General features: G+C 50.2%; 16 protein-coding genes. 5 read left to right on the forward strand and 11 right to left on the reverse strand.

Going from position 1 to position 25,182, the window contains the following annotated elements; genetic code table 11:
- Positions 1–116 precede the first annotated feature (116 nt).
- From AC0LWT_RS05805 to AC0LWT_RS05815, 3 genes are all read right to left on the reverse strand, one after another.
- Positions 117–1,724 (reverse strand): response regulator, encoded by a 1,608-nt coding sequence (locus AC0LWT_RS05805; RefSeq protein WP_474680286.1) that lies wholly within the window; start codon positions 1,722–1,724, stop codon positions 117–119.
- A gap of 1 nt (position 1,725) precedes the next feature.
- The gene (locus AC0LWT_RS05810) at positions 1,726–3,537 is read right to left on the reverse strand and encodes a cache domain-containing sensor histidine kinase (protein WP_474680287.1); all 1,812 of its coding nucleotides are present in this window, start codon (positions 3,535–3,537) and stop codon (positions 1,726–1,728) included.
- 218 nt (positions 3,538–3,755) lie between these two features.
- Complete coding sequence (locus AC0LWT_RS05815) at positions 3,756–6,449, reverse strand: RICIN domain-containing protein (RefSeq protein WP_474680288.1); 2,694 nt, start codon at positions 6,447–6,449, stop codon at positions 3,756–3,758.
- Positions 6,450–7,183: 734 nt separating this feature from the next.
- On the opposite strand from AC0LWT_RS05815, the gene AC0LWT_RS05820 reads away from it, so the two are divergent.
- From AC0LWT_RS05820 to AC0LWT_RS05830, 3 genes are all read left to right on the forward strand, one after another.
- On the forward strand, positions 7,184–7,717 hold the full coding sequence (locus AC0LWT_RS05820) for a hypothetical protein (RefSeq protein WP_474680289.1): 534 nt from the start codon (positions 7,184–7,186) through the stop codon (positions 7,715–7,717).
- A complete protein-coding gene (locus tag AC0LWT_RS05825) occupies positions 7,698–8,237 on the forward strand; it encodes a hypothetical protein (RefSeq protein WP_474680290.1) in 540 nt (179 codons plus the stop codon). Before AC0LWT_RS05820 ends, AC0LWT_RS05825 begins: the two co-directional genes overlap by 20 nt.
- A gap of 308 nt (positions 8,238–8,545) precedes the next feature.
- A complete protein-coding gene (locus AC0LWT_RS05830; RefSeq protein WP_474680291.1) occupies positions 8,546–9,631 on the forward strand; it encodes a M48 family metallopeptidase in 1,086 nt (361 codons plus the stop codon).
- A 343-nt stretch (positions 9,632–9,974) separates the two neighbouring features.
- Here the strand turns inward: AC0LWT_RS05830 and sigK are convergent, their stop codons facing one another.
- Both sigK and AC0LWT_RS05840 read right to left on the reverse strand, forming a co-directional pair.
- On the reverse strand, positions 9,975–10,676 hold the full coding sequence (gene sigK, locus AC0LWT_RS05835) for an RNA polymerase sporulation sigma factor SigK (protein WP_474680292.1): 702 nt from the start codon (positions 10,674–10,676) through the stop codon (positions 9,975–9,977).
- A gap of 220 nt (positions 10,677–10,896) precedes the next feature.
- Positions 10,897–15,117: a glycosyl hydrolase gene (locus AC0LWT_RS05840; protein WP_474680293.1), complete on the reverse strand. Its 4,221-nt coding sequence runs from the start codon at positions 15,115–15,117 to the stop codon at positions 10,897–10,899.
- A gap of 507 nt (positions 15,118–15,624) precedes the next feature.
- Here AC0LWT_RS05840 and AC0LWT_RS05845 point away from each other — a divergent pair.
- A complete protein-coding gene (locus tag AC0LWT_RS05845; protein ID WP_474680294.1) occupies positions 15,625–16,617 on the forward strand; it encodes a cellulase family glycosylhydrolase in 993 nt (330 codons plus the stop codon).
- Positions 16,618–16,706: 89 nt separating this feature from the next.
- Here the strand turns inward: AC0LWT_RS05845 and AC0LWT_RS05850 are convergent, their stop codons facing one another.
- Positions 16,707–17,453: an MBL fold metallo-hydrolase gene (locus AC0LWT_RS05850; protein WP_474680295.1), complete on the reverse strand. Its 747-nt coding sequence runs from the start codon at positions 17,451–17,453 to the stop codon at positions 16,707–16,709.
- 88 nt (positions 17,454–17,541) lie between these two features.
- On the opposite strand from AC0LWT_RS05850, the gene AC0LWT_RS05855 reads away from it, so the two are divergent.
- Positions 17,542–19,284: a sensor histidine kinase gene (locus AC0LWT_RS05855; protein WP_474680296.1), complete on the forward strand. Its 1,743-nt coding sequence runs from the start codon at positions 17,542–17,544 to the stop codon at positions 19,282–19,284.
- A 112-nt stretch (positions 19,285–19,396) separates the two neighbouring features.
- On the opposite strand, the gene AC0LWT_RS05860 is transcribed toward AC0LWT_RS05855, so the two are convergent.
- The 5 genes from AC0LWT_RS05860 to AC0LWT_RS05880 all read right to left on the reverse strand — a co-directional run bounded on the left by AC0LWT_RS05860 (position 19,397) and on the right by AC0LWT_RS05880 (position 25,174).
- The gene (locus tag AC0LWT_RS05860) at positions 19,397–20,941 is read right to left on the reverse strand and encodes a right-handed parallel beta-helix repeat-containing protein (protein WP_474680297.1); all 1,545 of its coding nucleotides are present in this window, start codon (positions 20,939–20,941) and stop codon (positions 19,397–19,399) included.
- A 181-nt stretch (positions 20,942–21,122) separates the two neighbouring features.
- Entirely contained in the window at positions 21,123–22,076 is a 954-nt protein-coding gene (locus AC0LWT_RS05865) for a carbohydrate kinase family protein (RefSeq protein WP_474680298.1), read from the reverse strand.
- On the reverse strand, positions 22,073–23,374 hold the full coding sequence (gene melA, locus AC0LWT_RS05870; protein WP_474680299.1) for an alpha-galactosidase: 1,302 nt from the start codon (positions 23,372–23,374) through the stop codon (positions 22,073–22,075). The genes AC0LWT_RS05865 and melA overlap by 4 nt, the downstream gene beginning before the upstream one ends.
- A 20-nt stretch (positions 23,375–23,394) precedes the next feature.
- Positions 23,395–24,219, reverse strand: a complete 825-nt coding sequence (locus AC0LWT_RS05875) for a carbohydrate ABC transporter permease (protein WP_474680300.1) — start codon at positions 24,217–24,219, stop codon at positions 23,395–23,397.
- 16 nt (positions 24,220–24,235) lie between these two features.
- Complete coding sequence (locus AC0LWT_RS05880) at positions 24,236–25,174, reverse strand: carbohydrate ABC transporter permease (protein ID WP_474680301.1); 939 nt, start codon at positions 25,172–25,174, stop codon at positions 24,236–24,238.
- Positions 25,175–25,182 lie beyond the last annotated feature (8 nt).

The following is a 25,182-nucleotide window of genomic DNA, read 5'->3' on the forward strand; positions in this document are numbered from 1 at the left end:
ATTAATTACAGAGATTATTCTCGGACAGAAAGGAAAATTGTTTGCAATTGCAAAAAAAGACGCAACGAGACGTTGTCGAGATTCTTGTCTCATTGTGCCCTATGTAAAAAATTACTTTATTGAATATTGCTCACGTACTTACTGGGTGAAATACCTATATACTTTTTGAAGCATTTACCGAAATAATTGGCATCTGCATACCCAACCTGACTTGCGACGTGTTGAACAATCTTCTCTCCTTGATCAAAAAGTCCCTTCGCTTTCGTGATGCGTATTTCGGTTAAATAGTCGTTAATGGTAATGGAAGTTTCCTTTTTGAACACATAACAGAGATGATTGTAGTTCATATGCACACTCTTAGCGAGATCTACGATACGCAGTTCTTCGTTCCCATAATGATTGTGAATATAGGTCTTTACCTCGTCTACCACTTTGGCAGCTCTATTCTGCTTCCTGCCATGGATATGCGCGATTACCTTGAGAATCAGATAGCGAATCCACCTTTCTAATTCCCCAAAGGAGCTCAACTGTTGAATGAACTGAAAAATATCAGTCTGAACTGTATTCTCAAATACGTGTTCGAAACTTTGCGACATCTCATTCAAAAATTCCAAACAGGTGGATAGGATTTCAAGCGCGGCAACATACAGCATCTCTATGGAAGCGTTCTTGGAGCGAGCATCCTGGAAGAAAGCCGTGAGCCACTCCTCCGTCTCGGAGATATTTCCAATTCGCATACTCATTAATAGAGCGGTTCTCCTTTCTACGGAGAATAAACTGACCTTCATTCCCGTTTCAGCGATCAAGGAATGAAGAATAACCTGATTCCCGCCTAAAACAAACCGATGCTTCAATGCATATAACGCTTCTTGGTAGGACACGGAAATCGACGTATAGGCCGTATATCCATTGCCAACGCCAATCGTTACTGTACACCCTAAATTCCCCTGAACAGATTTCCGAATCGCTTCACAGATCGAATCCAGTTGGTCGTAAGAACTCGTAGGAACGCCAATAATCATAACATACCTATCGTTCGTATCATGGCAACTGGCAAACGGGTACGTGTTATGAATAAATTCTTGGGCTATATCTTGAACAGCCAGCTTGCGAATATGCATGTCTTCTTTAGTAACAAGATCATCATGAGAATCGATATCGGCTACGACCACCATATGAAATGGAGCATCCAGATTGATGCCCAGATACTGCAACCGTTCTGTAGAGGACAAGGGATCTATAACTCTACTGCCCTGCAGCCATTCATTCAATAATCGCTCCTTCAACATCGGCATATGCTCTTTTGCCTGCTTCTTTAAGTGTTCATAATCCAGCTTTACGGAGTGCTCCTTGTAGATTAAATTCTTAATCTCAAGTAAGGAGTTTCTAAGTTCATCTTCGTCAATCGGCTTGAGCACGTAATTAAAAACACCAAGCTGCACAGCCATTTTGGCATATACAAACTCGCTTTGACCTGTTAACATGATAAACTTTGTTTCCTGCTCACATTGTTTGGCTTTCTGAATAAATTCCATGCCGCCCATAATGGGCATATTAATATCTACCAAGACGATATCCGGACTGATTTCAGACATCAACGACAGAGCTTCCTCACCATTCTTCGCTTCGCCAGCGATCTGCAAACCCAACTCTTCCCAAGGCAGTGATATTTTCAACGCTTGTCTAAAGTAATATTCATCATCGACAATGAGTACTTTTAGCATGTCAACCCTCCCGCAATGGTTTGAAAGGCAAACGGATGGTAACTTTGGTATAGAAGCCTACTTCGCTCTCTACTTCTAACCCGTATCTGTCCCCATACAGCATTCTGATCCGATTATGGACACTTTTGACTCCGAAGCCCGCTCTTTCTCTGGAGCCCGGAACCTCCTTCAACATGTCCTTTATTTGTGATTCTTCTATTCCAACGCCGTTATCGTAAATTTCAATACGCACCTCGTCACCCAAGCGTAGTCCAGTGATCTTCAACAAACCTTTTACCATTTTCCGCTTAAGTCCATGATAGATGGCATTTTCCACGATTGGCTGCAGCGTTAACTTCGAAATTGAACATGACATAATTTCCTCGTCTATATCCATTGTATACTCCATATATTCCACATAGCGCAATTGCTGGATTTCCAAATAACTCTCGGATAACTGCATTTCTTCTCGAAGCGAAATAATATCGTTTCCTTTGCTTAACGAAATTTTATAGAAATTAGCCATATATTTCGCTGCTGTAATGGCTTCTGTTTTCATATTTAGCTTAATAAGCGATATAATCGTTTCAAGTGTATTATACAAAAAATGGGGCTGCACCTGTGTTTGCAGCAATTTAAATTCAATCTCGGCCTTTGTCTTCTGTTCCTCAACATTTTCGGCCAATAGTTCTTCGATACGGTCCATCAAATTATTAAACACATAGTTCAAATAACCGATTTCATCCGATGATTGGTACGAGCTTCTGACCGTCAAATGGCCAGTCCGAATATCTCTCATCGTTCTGGAAAGTTGGAAGATCGGCCTCGTGATCGATCGGGACAACAGATAGGAGACAATAAATGCGAGCAGCAGACATAAGGAGCCGATCCAAATAATTAATTTGTTAATTTCTTTGCGCTCCACCGTAATTTCATCAATAGGAATAACGCTCACAATCGACCATTGCAACGGTTCCAAACGGTGGGTAGAGACCAGCACCTTCTCGCTGCCGTTCCCTTGAAAGAATCTGTTTTCTTCTTGTGTCGAATTAGCGATCGAAATAGAAGTTGCCTCTTTGAAATCCCGATACAAATTAGCTTTATTCTGTGAGGAGATAATTTTCCCGTTACTGTCGAGGATGTAAAAATTTCCTCCCTTGTAATTCATTTTTCTTTCATAAATAGAAGCGATAACTGTTTCTTTTACGTATAGAACAACTAAACCAACCGTTTTGCCTGTATCTTTATGGATGACCGTTTTGGTAACGGCAAATACATTGTCGTCTCCTTCGTAACGGAACTTGAATTTCATTAGGCCTGTCAAAACAGGCTGATAGGAATGGTTGGTCGCTTCAGGACCGGAACCGAATATGCGAGATGCGAATTCATTATCGGCAAAGCCGACATCGACCCATTGTTGATTCGACGTGAGAACGCTTACCGCTTTGATATTAGTGTTGGGCTCCACGATATTGCTAATGACTTCAGAGAGTGTATTCTTCATTGATAAATTATCTAAACCTCCGCCATGGTGAGAGAAGGATGAGTTATTGTTCTCCAAAAAATCGATATACAGTTCGTTTTGCAATCTGTAGTCGGTTGCTAATATTTTCGAGTAATCTTCCACTGTAGTTATTAGTGTCTGCAAGTTATTATCAATGAGAACAAGTTCTCTTGACGAGTTTTTGACTGCCTTCTCGATAATTGCTTTTTGCGAAACGATATTGGCGAAAAACGCAAGGGTTGAAATTGAAATGATAATAATCAAAATATTTGTGCTGAAAATTTTGTTTTTAATGGAGATTCCACTGAAATATTTCGCGAACCCTTTCATGTTGGTGCCACCTTTCAACCAAAGCAAGTAAAACTTTAATGTAAGCGTTTACGAATCAACCAACTCATCCCATTCCCATCATTATACAAGGAGGAAATTAACAATACAATCCTCATTCTTGCGCAAATTTTTGGCATTAAAAGCCCAATTAGCACATGTCATCCTTAATGAGACATGCAGCTTATTGGGCACTAACTAGCAAACTTATCTAAAGTCGATTACTGAATTTGCCACTGCTGATTACTGCTGTTGCTATCACCCCATTGTCCCAAAATGGAACCGTTGCTAGTTCGTCCCATACCATCGAGGTACAAGCCAGTTTGGCGGTTTTTGAAACGAACGTTGCTTCCCGACGTTTCCATCGTCCATTGTTGATTGTTGCCGCCGCTGTAGCTCCACTGTCCGCAATTGACGCCATTTCCAGTCCGAGCCATGCCATCCAGATACAAGCCAGTTTGACGGTTTTTTATCAGAACGTAGCTTCCCGACGTTTCGATCGTCCATTGCTGGGCGTTGGAGGAGCTGCTGTCGCTCCATTGAGCGGCATCTGCTCCGTTAGTAGTTGAACTCACTCCATCAATGTAAAGTCCCGTTGCCGCATTGCGAATCCTGACATAGGAACCACTGTTCACTCTTACAAGCGACGCGGATTCCAAAGAGCGATTGCCTTGAGCATCAATAATAAACAGTTTATAGTTGCCTGCTGTCTGAGGCGCTGCAATGGAGGTTGCGTTTCCATTCGCTCTCGTCATGGAAGCGCCCTCCGCGAAACTCGTCGTGCCCGATGGCGCAAGCCAGACGGATTTGCTCGCATCCCCCGTAGAACGTATGCCGATTGTTGCCGAACTGCCTACAAACACGCTTGCAGGAAGAACGTAATCCTGCACAGGCACGCGCGACGGTGTAACAAGACTCTTGTAGGCGTCTTCCAAACCGGCGTTCAATGCAATGTTATAGGCTTGAAGCGGCCATACGTTATCGGAATAAGCACTTACGTCATTAATAACGCTATTCGGAAGGCTGTAATTGGAGATTTTATTGACAGTCCCGTAATTTTGTGTGAAGGTCAAATCGTGCTTGCTGCCAAAATTATCAGAATTCAGCGTCCAGTTGATCCCTGGGTTGATATTCAAGACGTTATTCTGGATTGAGATGTAGGCAGAGCCTTCGTCCGGATGCATGCCGTATTTATGTCCGGATGGCACGCCCTTAATGTAGTTATTGGAGATAACGGTGTTCGGCTGACTGCCGAGTGTATAGATGGGAGCGGTATCATCCAATATTTGAACAGTATCGATAAATTGGTTGTAGCTGATGTTATTATTTTGAGCCGTTGTGGTTGGGACGCCAGGCCGCTCAGAGCCGGATGAGCCGTTAAAATTCCACCAACCCCAGCCGAGAGAGATGCCGGCCCAAGGTGTCTTTTCGATGACGTTTCGTTGGAAGTTAAGCGTATCCGTAAAATAACCTGAAACGGCTGCGCTGCCGTTGAACAATACCGCGGAATCATAAATATAGTTATTTTTGATATCAATGTTTTTGCAAACGCTCTCTACACTAACCGAAAATTTTTCTCGATTCGATGATGTATAATCCCCAATATACACGTGCTGGGGATGACCCACATTAACTGCGGATCCGCCGATATCACTAATGGAGTTGCCGATTAACTGTGAGTCTTTGACGTCGTTGATCAAAGAAATGCCGTCGGCACCGGTATGTTTAACGGTATTTTTCTCCAACAGGATCCCGTCCGCATTTGCGATTTTCACGATGCCGGGCATCAAGTCCAAATTCCGATAAGTATAATCATGGAAATTTTGTTTGGCATAAGCTGTATTTACAAGATTGCCTTGTTGTGCTTGTTTGAATGAAGAGCCGTCGACATTTGCCAAGTTCCAATCGGAATGCAAGAGGGTAATACCCGAGAACGTAATATTGCGAACATGATTGCTCGTTGAGGTCCCCTTCAGGTTAAGGATTGTTTCAACATTGTTAGGTGCAAATACTGTTGCCGTCGTCATGTTTTCGGAAGAGCTCTTATAGTAGTAAACAGTTTGACTGGTTTTATCGAAATAAAACTCGCCAGGTGTATCCAAAAATTCATAGGCGTTCATGAGTTTGTGGCTTCCGTTAATCTGGAAATTACCGTTGTAGGCGCCCTGGGCAATCGCTGCACCAGGCTGCTGGAAAAGGGCTACACGATTGCTGCCGTTCACCGTCACTTGGCGAACTCCGACAATAGAGGTCGTCCACGTCGTCCGCGTCTCGATCTCCATATCGTCTTGATTAGAAGCAATCGCGGGGAAGTCGCTCAAACTATACTTGGCTCCATCGCATTGCGAGCCCGATTCCCACGCCCAAGGTGCTGTTCCAGCCGTCACGTTGTAGGTTCCATAACAACCTGCGGAACTGACTGTCTTGGTAGCCATCGCTGCTCTTTTGTCATTCACGTACAGCGCGCGCAATTTGTTGCTTCGCGAAAGCGGTGCTTTCCAAATATTTCCGCTATGCTGTGACCATCCAGTGACTTGGACGCCCCCGTTTAGAACTGGAGTCTCGTTCTGATAGGCTTGATAGATAATCCGATATCCATTCGTACCGGAGTCGTTAGGACCGAAATCGATAGAATTCGTCACGGGATAGTTGCCGCCACGGAGATATACGATGATATCACCTGTCATGCTGCTGTTGATCGTCTGTACAACGTCCCTCGCGTGCTGCACCGTTTTGAAAGGCGAGGCGAGCGTTCCCGCATTACTGTCGCTGCCATTGGGTGAAACGTAATATTGGGCTTGTGTTGCCGCAGACGCCGGTGCCGGAACTGTAACGCTTACAATCAGCATTGCGAAGATCAGAAGTAGCGCCTGCAAGGACAACCTCTTCTGCCTTGACCAAATCGTTGTTAACATACTCTGTTCCCTCCTCGAATTTGGAATCTGTACTGTTCTCCTTAGCACGCCAGCAGGTGCTTTGTTCGAATCCCCCCTTCCATTAAGGACTTAGCAGCATTTTGTAAGCGATATCATTTCTGAATTCATTGTAGTTTTTCGTGACTCCTTCGTACAGAGACAATAATACGACTGGAAGGAATTTTGTAGGAATATTGGTTAGTCTTAGCTTATTCTGTTAGATACAATATAAATAAAGATGCTGTCGTTTATCACGGCAGCATCTTTATTTGATTTAGAAAAAAGGCGAGACTTTTTTTGTCACCTATTTCATTTGAAAATCAATCGACTAAAATTGTAGACTCCAATATTCCAAACATGAAAATCATGTAAACCATCTTTAATCAGAATGTGATAAAAATGATGAAGATGATCCCCCGCATGACAGCTAAGCCCAGCTATGGATTTTATATAGCTGTCAATCGCTATTGCGTCTTCATCTCCGCAAGTAATATATAGCAAGTCAAGGTTATGAGCGCATGAGACGAGACTTTCTGCAAAGGCTTCTCAGTCTAACTTTATTTTCACCGGACAGGAACAGACCGCCGGGATCTTAATCGATGAACAAAAATACCCCTTTTTAGGTATAGAAGTAAAGGAGACACCGATTTATTCTAAGTTAAGGCATAATAATTCCGCCCTGCTCCGCGGTTTTTTCACCGTATTTCAATTAGGTTGAGTGGAGGAGGAAGCTTATGAATACATGGACGATTTGTCAGGCAGACGGGGATGTGGAAGACGCGATTTTGTTTCTTTTGAGCCGACGTCGTGAGCTTAGTTTGCCATATGCGTTTGAAACGGTGATCGGGTCGTTGTACCTTTCCGTCACCCAAGGAGAATTTTTACTTTGCCGGGATGAATGCCGACGACCTGTCGCTGTCGTGGTTTATACATATGGCACCGATCTTGGGGAATATCAGGACGTGGAGAACGTGGAAGTGCTGATCGCCTTTGCGAATCAGAAGTATCGGCGGAGTCGCTTGTTCGCCCAAGGTTTAGCTCTGTTAACGGATAGAGTCAGGACTGCCGGGGGGCATCGGGTCATGTTTTATGCCGCTCCGCAGCCGTGTTATCGGAAGCTGTTCGGCAAATTCGCAGTCTATCAGGACACTTTGGAGAAAGCGTGCGGGTTATTGGATTATTATAGCGTACAGACCAACGAACTTGCTGCCTACACAGCAACACTTTGCAGACAGGGGACGACGATCGATGGCTTTTCACATGGATAAATGCGAAACGGACGACCAGTGGTACCGGTTTTCCGAGTTTTACATCAAGCATTACAAGCAAATGAACCCGACACTCGATCCCGAATCGGCGCTTCTGGAGATTATGATGTACAAAGAGCACGGCGGCGTGTATTACGGAGAAAGCGAAGGCGAGATCGCCGGATATATCGGATATTCCGTAGGAACTCCAGACCGGAATTTCGAGGATCCTTCCACCGTTTTCATTGGTACTGTCATTATTCTTGAACAATTCCGTTTCAGCAAGCTGCTGTATTTGGGCTGGAGGGCATTTATCGATGGGATGATGGGCGCGGAGATTCCGGTTACCGACGTTTATTTCCTTGCGGTTAAAGAAAACGAATACCTGAATGCCATGTATAGCAAAATGGCACGGAAAACCGGAGAATTCCAAAGCAATTACGGGGTACACTGCACATATTCCGCGCAGTTTGATGAATTTATCGGGCGGTATGGGAAGATGAACGCCAGAACAAAAATCCTGTCCCGCGAGGGACATTAATGAACCAAACGCCCGGATCCCGGGCGTTTGGTTCAGCAAGATTACTTCTTAGCGATGACGGCTTTCTTCGCAGTGAGGCGAATGCTTGAAATTGGACCTACACTTGAAACCCCTTGGCAGTGACTTGAAGTCATGGCTATAACCTCCTTCCTTGTTCGTCTTGGTTGCGAGATTAATATAGTTTATTTATACAAAATAGTCAATATTTATTAATATTTAAAAATATAGTATATTTTCGACATTTTCGATTAAGTGGTGATATCATGCAGGCGGAACTTTCGACCCTTTATTCGCGAAGGCGGATGATAATGTTATATGCCTATGGCGTTTATGCTGTCGTACCGGCATCACTGTTTGCTACAGCGTTTGGTGCATTCGGCATTTGGGTTGCGTTACTTTATTGCTATATCGACCTGATCCCTATCCTAGCTGTATTCACGGCATGGCCGCTCGGTCGCGGACTGTATATCGGATCGGCCATGATCTACCGCGGGATCTTGCGAACATTCCGGCCTATTCCCGAGAACGAACCCGCTTTATTGATCGACGAAAATAATCAGCCGAAATTGTTCGAACTGATCCGCAGATGCTGCAATAGAGCGAAATGCCCGATGCCGGATCAGATCGCTTTACATGCGACGAGCGAATACATGGTGACGGCCGGTCCTTTGCGCTTCTTAGGCGGCGACATATACAGCGGCACGTGCCTGATCCTCAGTCTCCCGATGTTCCGCTACTTGACAGCAAGTGAACTTCGTGCCGTTATTCACCATGAATTGGCTCATGTAACCGGCGGCGATATCCACTATATACGTAAAGTTCAGCCCGCACTTACAATGGCCGGCGAGGCAGCCCGAGGCATCCAGGAAGAACTGCTCCTCAATCGCGAACAATATTCCTTGTCCGTTCTTCCACTCATCGTTCCGCTTTTTTTGTTGCAAGGGTATGCGAGATGGTTTCATCGCAAAAGTATGGAGATTAGCCTTACGCAAGAATTTCTGGCTGATCGGCGTGCCGCCGGGTACGCAGGGGGAGGCTATCTCGCGGCAGCGTTGAGTAAAGTGGAAGGTGTCGGAAATGATTTTCATACTTATGCCGCTCGGATTCTTACCGATAACAATCCGGAAGCTGGTGGAGATGTCGATAACCTGTACCTGTCGTTTTGGACGGAATGGACGAACAAATTGGAGGAAGAACGTGAAGCTTTGTCCGGAGCGGCTTTGAACGTCGAAACGGAAACCCATGCCAGCGTACTGGACCGTATCGCCTCCCTTTCTTCCGCTCCTTCGGAGCATGAATCGGACGACAGGCCTGCAGCTCTATGGATCCATAAACTGGAATCACTGGAATGCATGACAACGAGGCTTTTTTATGAGTATGTACGGCAGGTCTAGGAGAAAGGGCAACTGTGCAACAATTCGCAAGTTAGCTCGTCATTCAATATTTTGATGAAGGGCTGAGAGAATCGATTGATTACGAAGCAAATCGGGACCTTGATTCGGGAGTATCATGCCCAATGTGATGATGGGAAATGGAACACCACGCTCTACTGCCCGAAGTTCAACAAAGCCAGCCGATCGTACTGGCCGGCTGCCTTCATGTCTTTATTCAGTTATCGTTCCTCGTTTGACGCTGGCGTCCAGTCTAAAACTTTACATTCGCAGCCCTAATACTTTTTTTTCATTCTTATTTCCGGAACAAAATAACGAAAAATAGGAAGGACCTTAGCCCTTCCCATTACCGCTTCGCCTTATAAAACTCATGATAAAGCTTCATGAGCGCCCTTTTCTCTATCCTCGACACGTAACTCCGCGATATTCCCAACTCCTTCGCTATCTCCCGTTGCGTTCTCTCCTCCCCGCCAAGCTCCAATCCAAACCGCCCGACCACGACTTCCTTCTCTCGCTCATCCAATATATCTAAATTCTTGTAGATTTTGCTCTTCTCAATCTTGAGCTGCACCTTATCCACAACATCGTCGGCTTCCGTGCCAAGGATATCGATCAATGTAATTTCGTTCCCCTCTTTATCCGTGCCAATGGGATCGTGTAGGGATACATCCTTGCGCGTTTTCTTGAGCGATCGCAGATGCATCAAGATCTCGTTCTCAATACACCGCGCTGCGAACGTCGCCAGCTTAGTCCCCTTATTCGGCGAGAACGATTCGATCGCCTTGATCAACCCAATCGTCCCGATGGAGATCAAATCCTCCAGATCTTCACCCGTGTTGTCGAATTTTTTGACGATATGGGCGACAAGCCGCAAATTATGTTCGATCAGCATGTTTCGGGAATGATCATTGCCTTCGGCCATGAGCCTGAGATGCTTTTCTTCTTCTTCCTCGGTTAAGGGTTGCGGGAAGGCATTATTTTTGACATATGAAACGAGCAGCGTAAGTTGTTTGACGAAAATCGCAATGGCGGCGAAAAAACCGGTCATATCAACAACCCCCTCCATGATTCCAATGCTGAACGTATGGTGAATAGTATCATTGTATGTGGGTGTTTGCCCAGAAGTGCCTGTACTCGAAAGTTTGCACCAATTATTCACGGATGAGCCGCAGGCGAGTCCGGGCCAGCGCGAACGGCAAAAAGCAGCCCCTCTGATGCAGGTTTGCATCGAAAGGCTGCTTGAAGGCTTAAAGTGATTTGCCCGCTTGCTATGAGATCGTTATTTCATCCACATAGGCCGTGGCTGTACTGGAGGAGCCGGAAGCCGTGATGACTTGAATCCCGAACGCTTGCGTAAGGTTTCGGTCGCTTACATGGCCGATATTCAGCGTTAATGTAACAAAACCGTTGGCATCCGTCTGTGCTGCCGGGTCGGCTGTGGAAGCTGTCCATGTTCCCCAGCCTGCTCCGCTTTGCATGAACAGCTGCAGCGTTGCGCCGCCTGCGATGTTGGCCCCGGCAGCGGGAACGATTTTGACCTTGGCCGTGATCGCGGACGCGCCAGACAAGTCTGCCAGCGCCATGCGTCTCATCTGGAACTGACCGCCGTTAAGCGAAAAGTCGGTTTTTACCGCGTGCGCACCGGCTGCGGCGTAAGCGGCATCCGTTACCGAAAGCCCGCCGGCGAGCGCCGTATTGTACTGGTTGTTGTTATCGGTATTGATGCTGAATCCTTGCACCGTGCTGTCTTCGAACCCGTAAATGACGGGTTGAAACACCGCGCCCCCTTTGGAAAGCCGCACATTATCTAAATAAACGGCGGACTCGCCCATTCCGCTAAAACTTTCCAGCTTAAAGCCGATTGCCCTGACGCTGCTAAGATTTGCAATGCCGGCGAGCGGAAGCGAAATAGTCGTGAAACCGCCAGAGCCGATATCGTAGCTGCCGCTGTCCGACCACGCCCAGTCAGGGCCGGCCTTGACGTATAAACGGGCCTTGGCCGTGCCGCCGGCCAGCTTCACCATCGCGCTGAGCGTATCTACAGCGCTCAGATCGATGTCCTCGAACTTGACGATTTCGAAGTCGGAACCTGCCAGCGAGAATGCCGCACTAAGCGCGTGCGTGCCTTCCGCCGACGCATCCGCCGTGACCGCTGCAGCGCTTGCGCTTGCGTTGTTCACGTCAACGGTCCAGCCCTGCGTGCCGGATTCGAACCCGTACAGAAGCCCTGGCTGCGCAGGCGTGCTTCCCGGTCCGGTTCCGCCGTTCGGCACGCCGCCCGTGCCATCGTTGTAAGCCTCGATATCGTCAAAATATAAAGTGCCGGACGTACCTGCAGCTTTGTTCACATAGATCGAGAAGGCGCGGATGTCCTTCAGATTCTCTTTCGTTATGACCTTGCCTGCATTCGCGGTGTCCCAAGGCGCCGGAACGAATTGGCTGAACGGAATTTCCACCATGCCCGCCGTCGTTCCCGCCAGAGACGGGTACGCTTCAAAAGAAATGCCGCTTGCGTTGATCTGGATGACAAGCTTTTGGCCGCTGCCGTCGGGAGCAAGCCAGAACTTCAGCTTGTTGGCGTCCGACCAGTCGGCGTTGTTCATGTTTTTCGTCCGGCCGGTGTAGCCTTGGCCGTTTACGTTATAGGCCAATTTCAGGCCGTATTTGCCTCCATTCGCGTGATCCGCAGCCAACGATATCGTATTCAGATCGCCTGCCGGGCTGTAAGCCGCTTGCAGCAGCTCGTCGCTGCCTTTATAGTTCTCGAACATGTCTACAACAAGTGGATTCGTATTGCCCTGCACGTCGCTTACAAACACCTGAATCGTCTGTGACAGCACAGCGCCGCTCTTCGCGTAAGACATGACCGTCAGCGTCGTGCCTGACTCGTCCAGCGCTGCCCCCGGCGTCCAGTCGGCCGTGTAGTAAAAGCCGTCGGCGTCCCTTGCCATGATGTGTTCCGTCGTATCGCCACCGATATAATACGCCACTTTGTCCACATCCTGGTTCAGCACCCGCGCACGGATCGTCGACGCCTTCGTCGTCGCCACCGTCTGGTTGGCGGTCGGGGACGCGATGTGCATGAACGGCTGCTCGGGAGCTGCCGCGATCGGTTTGTTATAAACATTGGCCGCCTTGACTTCCCGGCTGAAACTTGTATAAGGATCGTTGTAATAGTTGACGAAATCCGGCAAAAGTTCATGATCGCCAAGGCCGTTCGGCGCATTTTTGTAAGGAACGAAAATGGAATCAGTGCTGAAGTTCGCCCAGGTCAGCATATACGCCATGCGCTTGGCGTCCGGATCGGCTTGCAGCGCTGCGATCAGCTTGGTGAAAAACTTCAAATCTTTTGTTCCCGTCGGTTTCACGTTCGAATAGCCGAATTCGGTGACGGCGGCGACTTTCCCTTTGGCGTCGGCCAGCTTGGATACGAGCTTCGCATTCTTCATGGCCGCATCGTACCAGCCTTCGCTCGTTCCGTCATAGTAATAGTCGAAACCGAGAATGTCGACGTAGTCGTCGCCCGGATACGTTTCGAGAAACGATGCATCCGCCCCGTTGAACGGACCGTTCGGCGAGAACGCATACAAAAAGTTGTGCACGCCTTTCTTATCGCGCAAATATTCCACCGTATAACGGTAAATTTCCGCATACTGCTCCTTCGTGCGGTACGGCGCGCCCCACCAGAACCAGCCTCCGTTTTGCTCATGGAACGGGCGGAAAATAACGGGAATCAGCTTGCCGTTGTCATCCTTCAAATGGAGCGCAAAGTCCGCAACCATATCGAGAAACTGGTTGAACTCCGCCTGCTTGTCGCCGCCCGGCAGGATGTGGGAAACGACGCTGCCCTTCGTATCATAGAAGCCTCCGCCCGTTACGAAGTTCGGCATGTGCGAGCTCAGCGTAAGCACGCCCCCTGCCTGATAAGCCGATTTCATTACGGCGATCAGTTTATCGCGGTTTTCTTCCCTGGTTGCGCCGAGCGCACCCGGCTTTTCTTTGCCTTCCAGACTAAGCGTATCCCAACCGAACATGCCGGGGAAGTCGCCGACCGCATTCTTTACATCGGACTGCGTCCCATCCTTGGCCGTAATCGAAATGCCTTCTGTCGTCGCATGCTGGTGGCCGAACAAAATTTCCTTGCCGCGAATATCTTCCAAATAAGCGAATAATGACTTGGTTTCGGAGCTGGCATTTTGATCCGCAAAGTTTTCGGTGCGCACCGGACTGGAACCGCCGGAACCGCCCGACGAATCGGATGACGCAGACCCGGACGATACCGGCCCCGCTGCCGAAGGGTTCGCTGCCGTTCCGGCGCTTCCCTTGACGATTGCGTATGAGCCGGGTTTCAATTCGCTGCCGTTGAGCGTAACTCCGGCCGCCGCAATTTGCGCTTTTGCGATGTCCCCGTTCCCGGCAATCTTCGTTCCGCCTGCCGTGCCGGCTACGTTCAACTCCCCAATGGCGGCCCCTTCGCCCACGGCGACCTCTGCCGTTTGGTTGATATCCGCCGCCGCAGCCGCCGTTCCCGCGCCGAACTCAAGCTTGGCGGAACGGTCCGCGGCAATATGAGCCATTTGCGTCGTCCCGCTCGCCACCACGCGTACCTCGCCTTCCTTGCGGTTCACGTAAACTTCGTTCAAATCGGAATCGTGAAAAGTAACCGTATTGACGCCGCCGCCCGCGACGAACGTCCGGCCTGTCACCTTCACACCGTCGAGCGCTGCGTCGCCATCCGCGATACCTGCGGCAAGGTACAAATTGCCGTTGATGGTCGCATGTTTCAGCACGGCGCCTCCATGGTTCACGACGACGTTGCCGGTGATCGTCCCTCCCTCGAATGTTCCCTCGCCTGCATAAAAGCCGGCAACCAGCTTGTCGATCAGCGCAGCGGTTTCCGCCCGCGTAATCGGCTCCGTTGGCCTGAACATATCGTCGTCATAACCGTTGACGAATCCCGTAAGCGCATTCACCGCGTTCAACGCATACGCCTGAATTTGCGCCGCATCCCGAAATTTGCCCGTCACGGCAACATCTTTGCGGGCCGGCAGAGCAAAAACGCGGGCCAACAGTGTGACCGCGTCCTGACGGGTCAACTTCTCGGCGGCGTGCGCCCGGTTGCCCGGGAAGCCTTCGTAGTAACCCGCTTTGCGGGCTAACGCGAACTGCTCCGCATACCGGTCCGATGCGACCACATCGGCAAAAGCGAGATCGGATTTGACATAGAAACCGAACAATTTGTTCAGCGCCGTAACAAATTCGGCTCGCGTAATCCCGTCATCCGGGTGAAACGTTCCGCCGGGATACCCGCTCAAAACTCCATTCGCCGCCCATTTTTCTATGCTGGCTTGCGCCCAGTGCCCTTGAGAATCGCTGAAGCCCGCATTCGCTGCCGCTATTGCCGGAGCCGATGCCGCAGCCTGGGACCAGGGGGAAGCTACAATAGCTGCAGTCAGAACGGTCCCCAACCATTTTTTCGCTTTTAACATGCATTGCCTCCTCTTCTTTTCGCATGAATTGACCCGAAGCCAGGTTCGTCGTAACTTTTGATTTTCCATTGCACCGCCTTCCTAACGAAAATATTTTGTTAGTTCATTATCGCTAACAGAATCCAGGAAATTAATAGATTTGGAAGCGCTTTAACGCTATTATAAACAAATTTATGTAAATTTCAATCCTGTTTTTAGTGAAATTTATTAGAATCGCAAAAAAAGTTATCATATAAGTTAGCGATATAAATAACAAATCTTCCGAAGACTATCGTCTTTTGTGGTTCCAAAGAGATTAGATTTGTCAGGTACCGATATTAGTTTTGACAGGTACTCTTTTTCCGTGAATTGCCTTTATACTGAAAATGCCAAAGGAGGTGAGCATGCCGGAGAGCGCTTGACTCAAACCCTTTTACATGAAAGGAGGAAAATCTGCGAAGCCGGACGCGCCTTGCCGCAGGCGGGATTTACTTGCAGGACCCAAACCTGAAAGGAGAAGATGAGACGATGAAAACATGTAGAAATGCCGGTATTGTATCCCTTTGCTTGATGTTGATGCTGGTGCTCGTTTTGACGAACGGCACGAAAGTGGATGCAGCTTCCGGGTTTTATGTAAGCGGTTCCAGTTTGAAGGATGCCAATGGATCGAATTTTGTCATGCGCGGAGTCAACAACCCTCATATTTGGTACGACAGCCAGGCGTACGCCGCGCTTGATACGATTAGCGCAAACGGCGCCAATACTGTACGGGTCGTCTGGAGCACCAGTGGTACGGCCGCGCGCTTGCAGCAAATCGTCGACCGATTAAAGCAATTAAAGCTTATCGGCGTCATTGAGCTTCACGATGTGACCGGCGGGACGGATCCGAATCAAGTCAACGCCATGGCGCAATATTTTGCCAGAAGCGATATTAAACCTATCCTGATCAACAATGCGAAATACGTCATTGTCAACATCGCCAACGAATGGGGAGACAACAATCTGGCCGATACCACCTGGCGGGACGCTTACAAAACGGCCATCACGACGATACGCAGCGCAGGGATAACCAACACGATTATGATCGACGCTTCCGGTTGGGGACAATATTCTTCCCCCATTAAAGCTTACGGGCAAACTTTGCTGAACCATGATCCGAACAAAAATGTGATGTTCTCCATTCATATGTACGCCGCATGGAACGACTCGAGCAAAATCGGCACAGAGCTTCAAGCGATCAAAAATTTGGGCCTCGCCGTCGTCGTCGGAGAGTTCGGCTACAATTACAATAACGGCAATAACAATCTGGGAAGCAAAGTTGACGCCCAGGAAGTCATGAACCAGTGCCAATCCAAAGGAATCGGATATTTGGCCTGGTCCTGGACCGGCAACGACAGTTCCAACGCATGGCTGGATATGGCCCAAAGCAGCGACTGGAAGACGCTAACCGCCTGGGGCAATCTCGTCGTCAACGGCACCAACGGCATTAAAGCGACCGGCAAACGCGCGACCGTCTACTAAGGGTCTGGCATTGCCGGCCCGTACGGCCAAAAACCTTGATTCCACCTCCGGCTGGAAATCAAGGTTTTTGATATTGCCTTTAGGCCCGTTTACTTGCTCCCAAACGTATACGCAACCAAAGGCTCGGCCAGCCGAACCCGCTCGCGCAAATGGAACGGTTCTCTCAAATCGGCGTCCAGATAGTCGTCCACATAATGCATGAGAATCGTTTTGTCCTGAATATCCACAGGCAGCGACTGAATTTCCTGCAGCGACGTATGGGACGGCAGCACATCGTCCTGCATGTGGCATTCGTAGAAAACCGTTTCCACCTCAGGCGCTACGCGGTCAAGATATGCCGCATCCAACACCGTATCGCCGCTGAAGTAGAAGTAAGGCTTGCACAAAAGCCCGAAGCTCAGCATGCCGGGAACATGCAGCGTTGGGACGAGCTCGAATTCCACGCCCGCGATCTCAAAGCTGCGCTCCACAAGGATGACTTCGAAGTAATCTTCCAGCACCCGCTTCCCGCGCGTTGTCAGTTCAAGCCCGTGGCGCAGGCATTCCCACAAAGGTTCGCGGAGTCCTGCAGGTACGAACAGCTTGGGTTTATTGGCGGCGGGGTAGACGCGGTGAAACAGCGCCAGCTTTTGTAGCCCGTTAATATGGTCTTCATGCAGGTGCGTCACAAAAATATGCGCGATATCGTTCAGCTTTAAGCCCAATTGGTGCAGGCCGATGTGGTTCGATTCGGGAAAGTCAATGGATAAGTTCGTGTCCGCGAATTGTAGCAGCGCGCTGTTGTGGCCTTGAAGCAAGCTGAAGCCGTCGCCGCAGCCCAAAAATGTCAATTTCATCAATAAATTCTCCCATCCATATTTTTCCTAGTGAAATTGCACTGTTGTATGTATGATGTCAATAGAGTTTATTCTTGGGAGGACTGGCGTGAACAGTAACATACAAAAGAAGCAAAAAGTGCAATTTCGTTCCTCAATTGTCATTTTAATGATTTCTCTTATCATTGTACTACTAACCGACAGCGTATTCTACCATTATACGAAAAGGATGCTGACCTCCGAACTGGAAGCCAGGATGCAGCTGATCGCGGACAACTTGGCGATTTCTATCAAACATTCGAAAACCGGCGAAAAATACGTGGAAAATCTGATCGGAACGAACCTGCGAACCGCCTCGATCGCCGCCCAATACCGCTTGAACCCGGACATCGAGCAGGTGACGAACGAAGAGCTGGCCGAGATCAGCAAAGATTTGATGGTCGATCACATCACGCTTATGAAACGCAGCGGCGACGACATTATCGGCTACAAATCCTCCGATCCCAAGGAAATCGGCATGAGCACCAAGGGATGGGGCGACGACTGGTTCATAGCTTTCAACGAGCTGCTGGATACCGGGAATACGCAGGTAAAATCGGGACAAGCCCTGCCGCATTATTGGTCCGGACCGATCAACACCTCCATGACCAATCCGAAGTATGTCGACAAATGGGGATATTACTACGACGGACGGACGAACTATATCCTCGACCCTTTCGTGCACGATACCTTTTTCCGCGATTACCAGCGGGATACCGGCATTGACGCTTTCATCAACGAAGTTATTCATAGCGAATCGGTCAACGGGGCCAAGGAAATTACGGTGTACAACCCGCCGATTTTTTTGAAGCAGCAAGCGCAGTATAAAAAAGGAGGCTACGTCTGGTTTTCCGACCGCGAAATTTTGTTCGGGTCGTATTTGATGCAGGACGGCCGGGATGCCGAGTATGTGGGCAAAGTGATGCAATCCAAGCAGCGGCAGCAGTTTTTGACAACCGTGGACGGGAAGCCTTATCTGAAAATGTTTATCCCGCTGCAGCTTGATTTTCCGGTGGTGATCGGACTTACCGCCGATTATGAAAAAGTGCAGCAATGGCTTCAACATCAGCAGTCCAACCTGCTTCTGCTCATAGGTTCCACCGCCATGATCGCCTTCTTGATCATTGTCATTGCGATCCGTTTTGTGAACCGCAACCGCGAGGCGACGGCGGAAAGCATTCAGGAAGTGTACGTCGATAACATCGACTCTCTCTTCCGCTCCATGAAGGAGCAGCGGCACGATTTTAACAACCATGTCGCGACGATCCACTCGCTCGTTCACCTGAAGGAGTACGACGAGCTGCAGCGGTACACGAAAGAAATTATCGGCGAGACGAGCGCTCTCAACGATATTATCCAAATCAACGTTCCGTCCTTAAGCGCGATTGTGCAGTCCAAAGTCATACAATCGCTCGAACGAAAAATCAATTTCCACCACGAAGTGGATAACCTGGGCGGCATTCAGCTGGGGGCTCTGAAAGCGACGGATATGGTCAAAATCGTCAGCAACCTGATCGATAATGCGTTCGAAGCCGTTGCCGAGTCGAATAAAAACGCCGATAAAGAAGTCCGGCTGATCGGCCGGATCGAGGGCAATCAGCTGACTTTCGAAATCATCAACAACGGAGAGCCGATCGCTGCGGGGATAGAGCAAAAAATATTCGAACCCGGCTTCACGACCAAGCCGACAGGCGGCAAAAACTCCGGTTTGGGTTTGAATATCGTGAAAAAAATCGTCTCGACGTACAACGGCATCATTCAGGTAAAAAGCAGCGAAACCGAAACCCGGTTCAAAGTTTACATTCCGATCTGATGCGGAATCAACGTCAAAAAAAGCGAATACCGGGACTTCCCCGGCCATTCGCTTTTTTGTTTGCAAAGCACGTCGCGGCTTCGCGGCTTGGGTACTTTCAGTTGCTTGACCCTTATTCGTCTGCGCCGATGTTAACCGCCGCTCCCTGAACTCTGGCCTGGCCGTCGATATCGTAATTCCCGATGATCGCCGTATCCGTCGATCCGGCATCAATCGCCGGGGATGTCGCTTGAAGGTGGAAATTATTGGCCGACGCATTGACAAATAAAGGATCGGCGAACAAAGAGTGCGCATCGTTGCCGGTTCCTGTTTTGTAAGCGGAAAAACCGGTGTACGCTTTGTTTTTCCACGTCCAGGTCGCATTCGAGCTGCCCCCCGGGGCAAAGTACAAATTGTAGTCGACGACATTGCCCGAGTTTTTCGTGTACTCGTTATAGATCAAGACATCGGACGAGCTGGCTACCATAATATTGTTTTTGATAACGTTGTTTTTCGTGTCGTACTGCACGTACAGTTGGCCGCTGCCGTCGCCGAGCGTATCGTTTTTGTACAGCGTGTTGTTGACGATTTTGCAATTTTCGGTCGAACCGCGCTTGGTGTCATAGCCGCCCATGGCGATGCCTGTCAAACGATTGTTGTACACCATGTTGCTGCGGATCGTAATGTTGCTCGTCGACTTGCCGGCGTGCTCGGAAGCGATTTCGATACCGATGTCGTTATTGTAGCTGTAGTTCTGCTCGATCACACTATCTTTACCGCCGTCGACGTAGATGCCGTCAGCCGCGTTGCTGTTGTTCGGCAGCGTTTTGCCGTAGGACGGATTGTTGTTGGACGTAATGCTGTAAACCTTATTGCCCTTGACCAAGCCGTTGCGGGCCTGATCGTAGGCAGTATTGGGAGACTTGCCCTCAAAGCCGATAATATCGATGCCGATGTTGTCATTGTCGTGAATCACGTTGTTGGTGACGGCGAACGTATCGACATTGCCGTTCAATACAAGCGTCTCGCTGGAGCCGAGCACGTTATTGTACAGTTCATTGCCGTCGATGGTGATGTCATGAATCGAATCGGGCGCCTTCGTGCCGTACACGGCGATGCCGTGCGCATCTCTGCCGCTCAAGGCGCTGCCTGTCGGAGTCGCCGTATTTTTGATATCATGCACTTTGTTGTTCAGCAAGCTGATGAAGCTCCCGGAACCGTGCACGTAAATGCCGACCGGCATGGCGCCGTTCGTCGTCGTCGTATAATTGCGGATTTCGAAACCTTTGATCGTTATGTAGTTGGCGTCTGTAAGATCGACGATTCCTTCCGCACCGCTGACGGAAAGTCCCGTTCCGTCAATGATCGGAACCTCGGAAGCATAATTGGTAAATGTGATCGGCCCTTGCGCAGCGGAACCGGAGCGCGTTATTTTCAGCTTCTGGTTGTAGACGCCTCCCCGCACATAGATCGTGCTCCCCAGATCGGCTGCGTCCGCCGCATGCTGCAGCGTTTTCCACGGCGCGCTGCTGGTGCCGGCATTCGAATCGCTGCCTGTCGCGGATACGTAATACTCCGGCCCGGAGGCGGAAGCCGACGACGGACGAACCTCTCCGATTATAAGGCTTAATGCGGCGATACTCATGCCTATAATTGCACTTTTCCCAATTTTCAACACGAACCATCATCTCCCTGATCAAGTATTTGGCCTTGCGCTTTCAAATCAAGCGAATTTCTTGAGGCTGCAGTACCCGAAACCTTCTCGCATCACCCCCTTTCCGAAGCGGAACCGTCATTCCAGGAGTCTGTCACAGGCAAAATGAAAGATGCTGTACCGTTTGTGCAATCCGGATGGGCGCTCAGTCAGCCGCCTGCAAACGGGCTACGCCTTCCGCCGTCGGCAGACTGCCCGTGCCGCCGGACCCCTGAGTCGATAAAGCGCCGCAAGCGTTCGCGTATTGAAGCAGTTGCCCGGCTCTATAGCCTTGCAGATAGCCATAGATCAGACCTGCGTTAAAGCAATCCCCCGCTCCGGTCGTATCGACAGGCATTACGCGGTATGGTCTCGCTGTTAACGGCGCTTTTCCAGGCTCGCGCAGCGTCGCCCCTCTGGAGCCCTGTTTGACGGCAACGAGCCCGGCGTCAGGCGGCAGCTTCGCGAACAAGCCGTCGATCGAATCGGTTTCGAAAATATGGAAAACTTCCTCTTCGCTCGGTATAAACAAATCGGTATGCGCGAGCAGTGCGCAAATCCCTTCGCGGTCCCACGCATTGCGCACATCCCATCCCGTGTCGAACGAGGTGCTGACGCCCTGGCTGCGCGCGTTCCCGAAAAGCGCCTTCCAATGCGGCCTCATCCCGTCCTGCAAATAGTACGAGCCGAAGTGAAGGTGGTCCGCTTCCTGCAGCAGCTGCTCCGGGAAGTGCTCCGGCGCGAGCAGCGGGATGCAGCCCGGGTACGTCAGCAGCCCGCGGTCCGACGGCGTCGAGAACGACAGCGTCACGCCGGTCTTCACGCCGGACAGCGGCTTGATATGCTCGGTGCCTACGCCCATGCGGCGCAGCTCAGCCGTGCAAAACGCTCCGAAGTCATCGTCGCCGACTACGCTGACGAACCGGACATCCATGCCAAGGCTCGCCAGCGCGCACGCCGTAATGGCCGAGGAAGAGCCCAAGACGACGTGGAAGCCGTCGATTATTTTTTCGCGGTTCCATTCCGGCACGACGTCGCTGCCGGACAGGATGATGTCTACGTTCAGCTCGCCGGCGACAATAACAGTACGGGGCCGGGCCCCTTGGCCGGCGCGCATCATCGGAGCGCCGGGATGTAATCCCGCTCCGCTTCGTACAATTGCTCGAACATGTCGCTGATTTCGGCCAGCGAGCAGACGGCCGCGGAGAGCGGATCGACCATGAGCGCATGACGGGCCATTTCCTTGTCGTTGTTCAACACGGCGCCCACGGCCAGCTCGAAGAAGGCCATATTGCTGCGGCACAGCGCCGCCAGATGCTCCGGCAGCTCGCCGAAGCGGCAAGGGTTGACGCCGTTGCGGTCAACCATGCAGGCGACTTCGACGACGCCGTTTTGCGGCAAATTATGAATAAGTCCTTGATTCGGCACGTTGCCGTAGATCACCTTCGTCTCGTTTTTAAGCATCGCTTCGATAATGACTGCAGCGTATTCGTTGCTGGATTGCAGCTCAAGTGGCGCCGTACCCTCCAACTGCTGCAAGATTTTCTCGTCGTTTTCCTTGCGCCAAATCGGCCAATTGTCGGCATAGTAGCCGGTAGCGCCATTGTAGCCGGAATTGCAGTGCAGATCAATCAGCTCCTGCCGCTTGCGGTAGTACGGAATGTACTCCGAGAAATGGCCGCTCGATTCGGAGACGAAAGCGCCCAAATATTTCATCGCGTCGAAGCGCACGGGATCTTTGCGCAGCAGGTCCGGATTTTGGATTTTTTCCCGCAGCACCGGATACAGATCTTGCCCTTGATGCGTCAGCTCCACGAACCAGGACATGTGATTGATCCCCCCAGCTCTCCACTGAAGCTCGTCGTACGGAACGCCGGCGTATTTCGCCAACTGGCGGGACGTGTTCTGAATCGAGTGGCACAGCCCGACGACCGGAATGTCCGTAATGCGGGAGGTCAGCAAAGTTACCGCCGACATCGGATTCGTGTAGTTGAGAATGATGCTGTCCGGACATAAGTCCTCGATGTCTTTGACGATGTCCATCCAGCTGGGGAGCGTGCGCAGCGTTTTGAACAAACCGCCGGGGCCCAAGGTGTCCCCGATGCATTGGTTGACGCCGAATTTCAGCGGAATTTCGTATTCGTATCTGACGGTTTGCAGCCCGCCAACTTCAATCTGATTGATCACGAACTGCGAGCCCGCGAGTACGTCCCTGCGCTCGACAGATGCGATAACGTCCCACTTTTTGCCCGTCATCTCTACGATTTTGAGCACCAGCCGTCTGGCGATATCCAACCGGCCCGCATCAATATCTACAAGGGCAATCGTGCCGCCGTCCACTCCTGCAATATTCAAAATGTCCATTGCAATCTCCTGCGTGAATGCGCTGCCTGCGCCAATGATCGTAATTTTCGTCATATGCTTCTCCTTGTATGCATTTATTTCATGCCCGTCATCGTCAAGCCTTTGATGAACTGCTTTTGGAAAATAAGGAACACGATAATAACCGGAATCGTAATGAGCACGGCCGCCGACATGACGACGTTGTAGTTGACGACATGCGTACCGTTGAAATAGACCAGTGCGAGCGGAACCGTCATTTTGTTCATATCGTTGAGCACAATGAGCGGCCACAAATAATTGTTCCACGAATTCATGAAGGTGAAAATGCCCAGCGCCGACAGCATCGGCAGTATGAGCGGAGCAACGATGCGAACCATCAGCTTCAGCTCGCCCGTACCGTCGATCCTGGCCGCATCCAGCAAGTCCTCGGGAATATCCTCAATGAACTGTTTGGCCAAAAATACGCCGTAGGAGCTGACCAGATTCGGTAAAATGACTGCCATCAAGTGGTTGATAAGTCCGAGCTTCGCCGTAATCAAATAAGTCGGAATCATCACAACCTGAAACGGAATCATCATCGTCGCCAAAATGAGCAGAAACATAAGGCGCTTGCCCTTGAATTGGTGCTTGGCGAAAACGTATCCGGCAAGCGCGCTGGTGAACAGCGTCGCCGCCGTGATGATGACGGAAGTCAGGGCGCTGTTGAACAGCCATTTGCCGAAAGGAGCGTCCCGCAGCACGGTGCGGTAGCCGTCCAGGCTCGGATGCTTCGGCCAAAAGCCGCTTGAGCCCGAAATGATGTCCATGTTGCTCTTGAGCGAAGAGAGCGCCATCCAAAGATAGGGCGTAAGCATGACGGCAGCAGCCGCTATGAGGACGACGATGACGAACGTATCGATCCAGACACTTTTGCGATGCATAAGCTCCAGCCTCCTGTCAATATTCCCATTGCGTGCGGCCCCATCTCAGCTGCAGCAAAGTGACCAATAAGATGACGACGAGGAACACGGCGGCCATCGCCGACGCATAACCCATATTCGAGTTGGAAAACGCCTGGTCGTAAATGTGCAGCGCAAGCACTCTCGTCTCGTTGAACGGCTCGCCTTTGGTCATGATCTGGAACTGCGGGAACGCCTGGAAGTACGAGATCACGGTCGTGATCGTCACGAACAGCGTCGTTCTTCTTAGAAGCGGCAGCGTGACGTGTCTAAACAGTTCCCACCTGTTCGCGCCGTCCAGAATGGCGGCCTCGTAATACATATCCGGTATCGAATCCAGCCCTGCCATGAACAGCACGATATTGTAGCCGATATCGGCCCACAGCGTCATCATGATGACGGAGAGCAGGGCGTAACGCGGGTCGCTCAGCCATTGAACCGGCGCAACATGCAGCTGGCCGAGCAGCATATTGAACAGGCCGTTCTGGTAATTGAACATCGTGCTCCACACGATGGCGGTTCCGGCCAGCGGTGCGATCGTCGGCAAAAAGAACAGCGTGCGGAACAAATCTTTCAGCCAGCGCACCCGCACCCGTTGAATCGCCATGGCAATGAGCAGTGTAACGACGATGTTGACAGCGACGGTAATGATGACGAATTTGAACGTTATCCAGAGCGATTTGAGAAAAACCGCGTCCCCCAGCATACGGACATAATTATCCGCGCCGGTGAAGATCGCATGATCGCTGAGCGGATTATATTTGAACAATGACAAAATCAAGCTCCAGGCAATCGGAAGAAAGGCGAATATCCCGAACAGGAGCAGCACAGGCGTAAGTGAAATGAATACAAATCGTTTCCCGCTGCGGTATCGGACAGGCGCTGCTTCCGCTGTCTGCATGCGCCTATTCTCGCTAGTTATCGTACGGTTGCTCATGTCCTAAC

Source organism: Paenibacillus sp. sgz302164 (assembly GCF_056120505.1).

Excerpts from the sequence above, each read along its gene's own strand:
- AC0LWT_RS05805 (WP_474680286.1), bottom strand. The coding sequence starts at position 1,724 with ATGCTAAAAGTACTCATTGTCGATGATGAATATTACTTTAGACAAGCG.
- AC0LWT_RS05810 (WP_474680287.1), bottom strand. The coding sequence starts at position 3,537 with ATGAAAGGGTTCGCGAAATATTTCAGTGGAATCTCCATTAAAAACAAA.
- AC0LWT_RS05815 (WP_474680288.1), bottom strand. The coding sequence starts at position 6,449 with ATGTTAACAACGATTTGGTCAAGGCAGAAGAGGTTGTCCTTGCAGGCG.
- AC0LWT_RS05820 (WP_474680289.1), top strand. The coding sequence starts at position 7,184 with ATGAATACATGGACGATTTGTCAGGCAGACGGGGATGTGGAAGACGCG.
- AC0LWT_RS05825 (WP_474680290.1), top strand. The coding sequence starts at position 7,698 with ATGGCTTTTCACATGGATAAATGCGAAACGGACGACCAGTGGTACCGG.
- AC0LWT_RS05830 (WP_474680291.1), top strand. The coding sequence starts at position 8,546 with ATGTTATATGCCTATGGCGTTTATGCTGTCGTACCGGCATCACTGTTT.
- sigK (WP_474680292.1), bottom strand. The coding sequence starts at position 10,676 with ATGACCGGTTTTTTCGCCGCCATTGCGATTTTCGTCAAACAACTTACG.
- AC0LWT_RS05840 (WP_474680293.1), bottom strand. The coding sequence starts at position 15,117 with ATGTTAAAAGCGAAAAAATGGTTGGGGACCGTTCTGACTGCAGCTATT.
- AC0LWT_RS05845 (WP_474680294.1), top strand. The coding sequence starts at position 15,625 with ATGAAAACATGTAGAAATGCCGGTATTGTATCCCTTTGCTTGATGTTG.
- AC0LWT_RS05850 (WP_474680295.1), bottom strand. The coding sequence starts at position 17,453 with ATGAAATTGACATTTTTGGGCTGCGGCGACGGCTTCAGCTTGCTTCAA.
- AC0LWT_RS05865 (WP_474680298.1), bottom strand. The coding sequence starts at position 22,076 with ATGATGCGCGCCGGCCAAGGGGCCCGGCCCCGTACTGTTATTGTCGCC.
- melA (WP_474680299.1), bottom strand. The coding sequence starts at position 23,374 with ATGACGAAAATTACGATCATTGGCGCAGGCAGCGCATTCACGCAGGAG.
- AC0LWT_RS05875 (WP_474680300.1), bottom strand. The coding sequence starts at position 24,219 with ATGCATCGCAAAAGTGTCTGGATCGATACGTTCGTCATCGTCGTCCTC.
- AC0LWT_RS05880 (WP_474680301.1), bottom strand. The coding sequence starts at position 25,174 with ATGAGCAACCGTACGATAACTAGCGAGAATAGGCGCATGCAGACAGCG.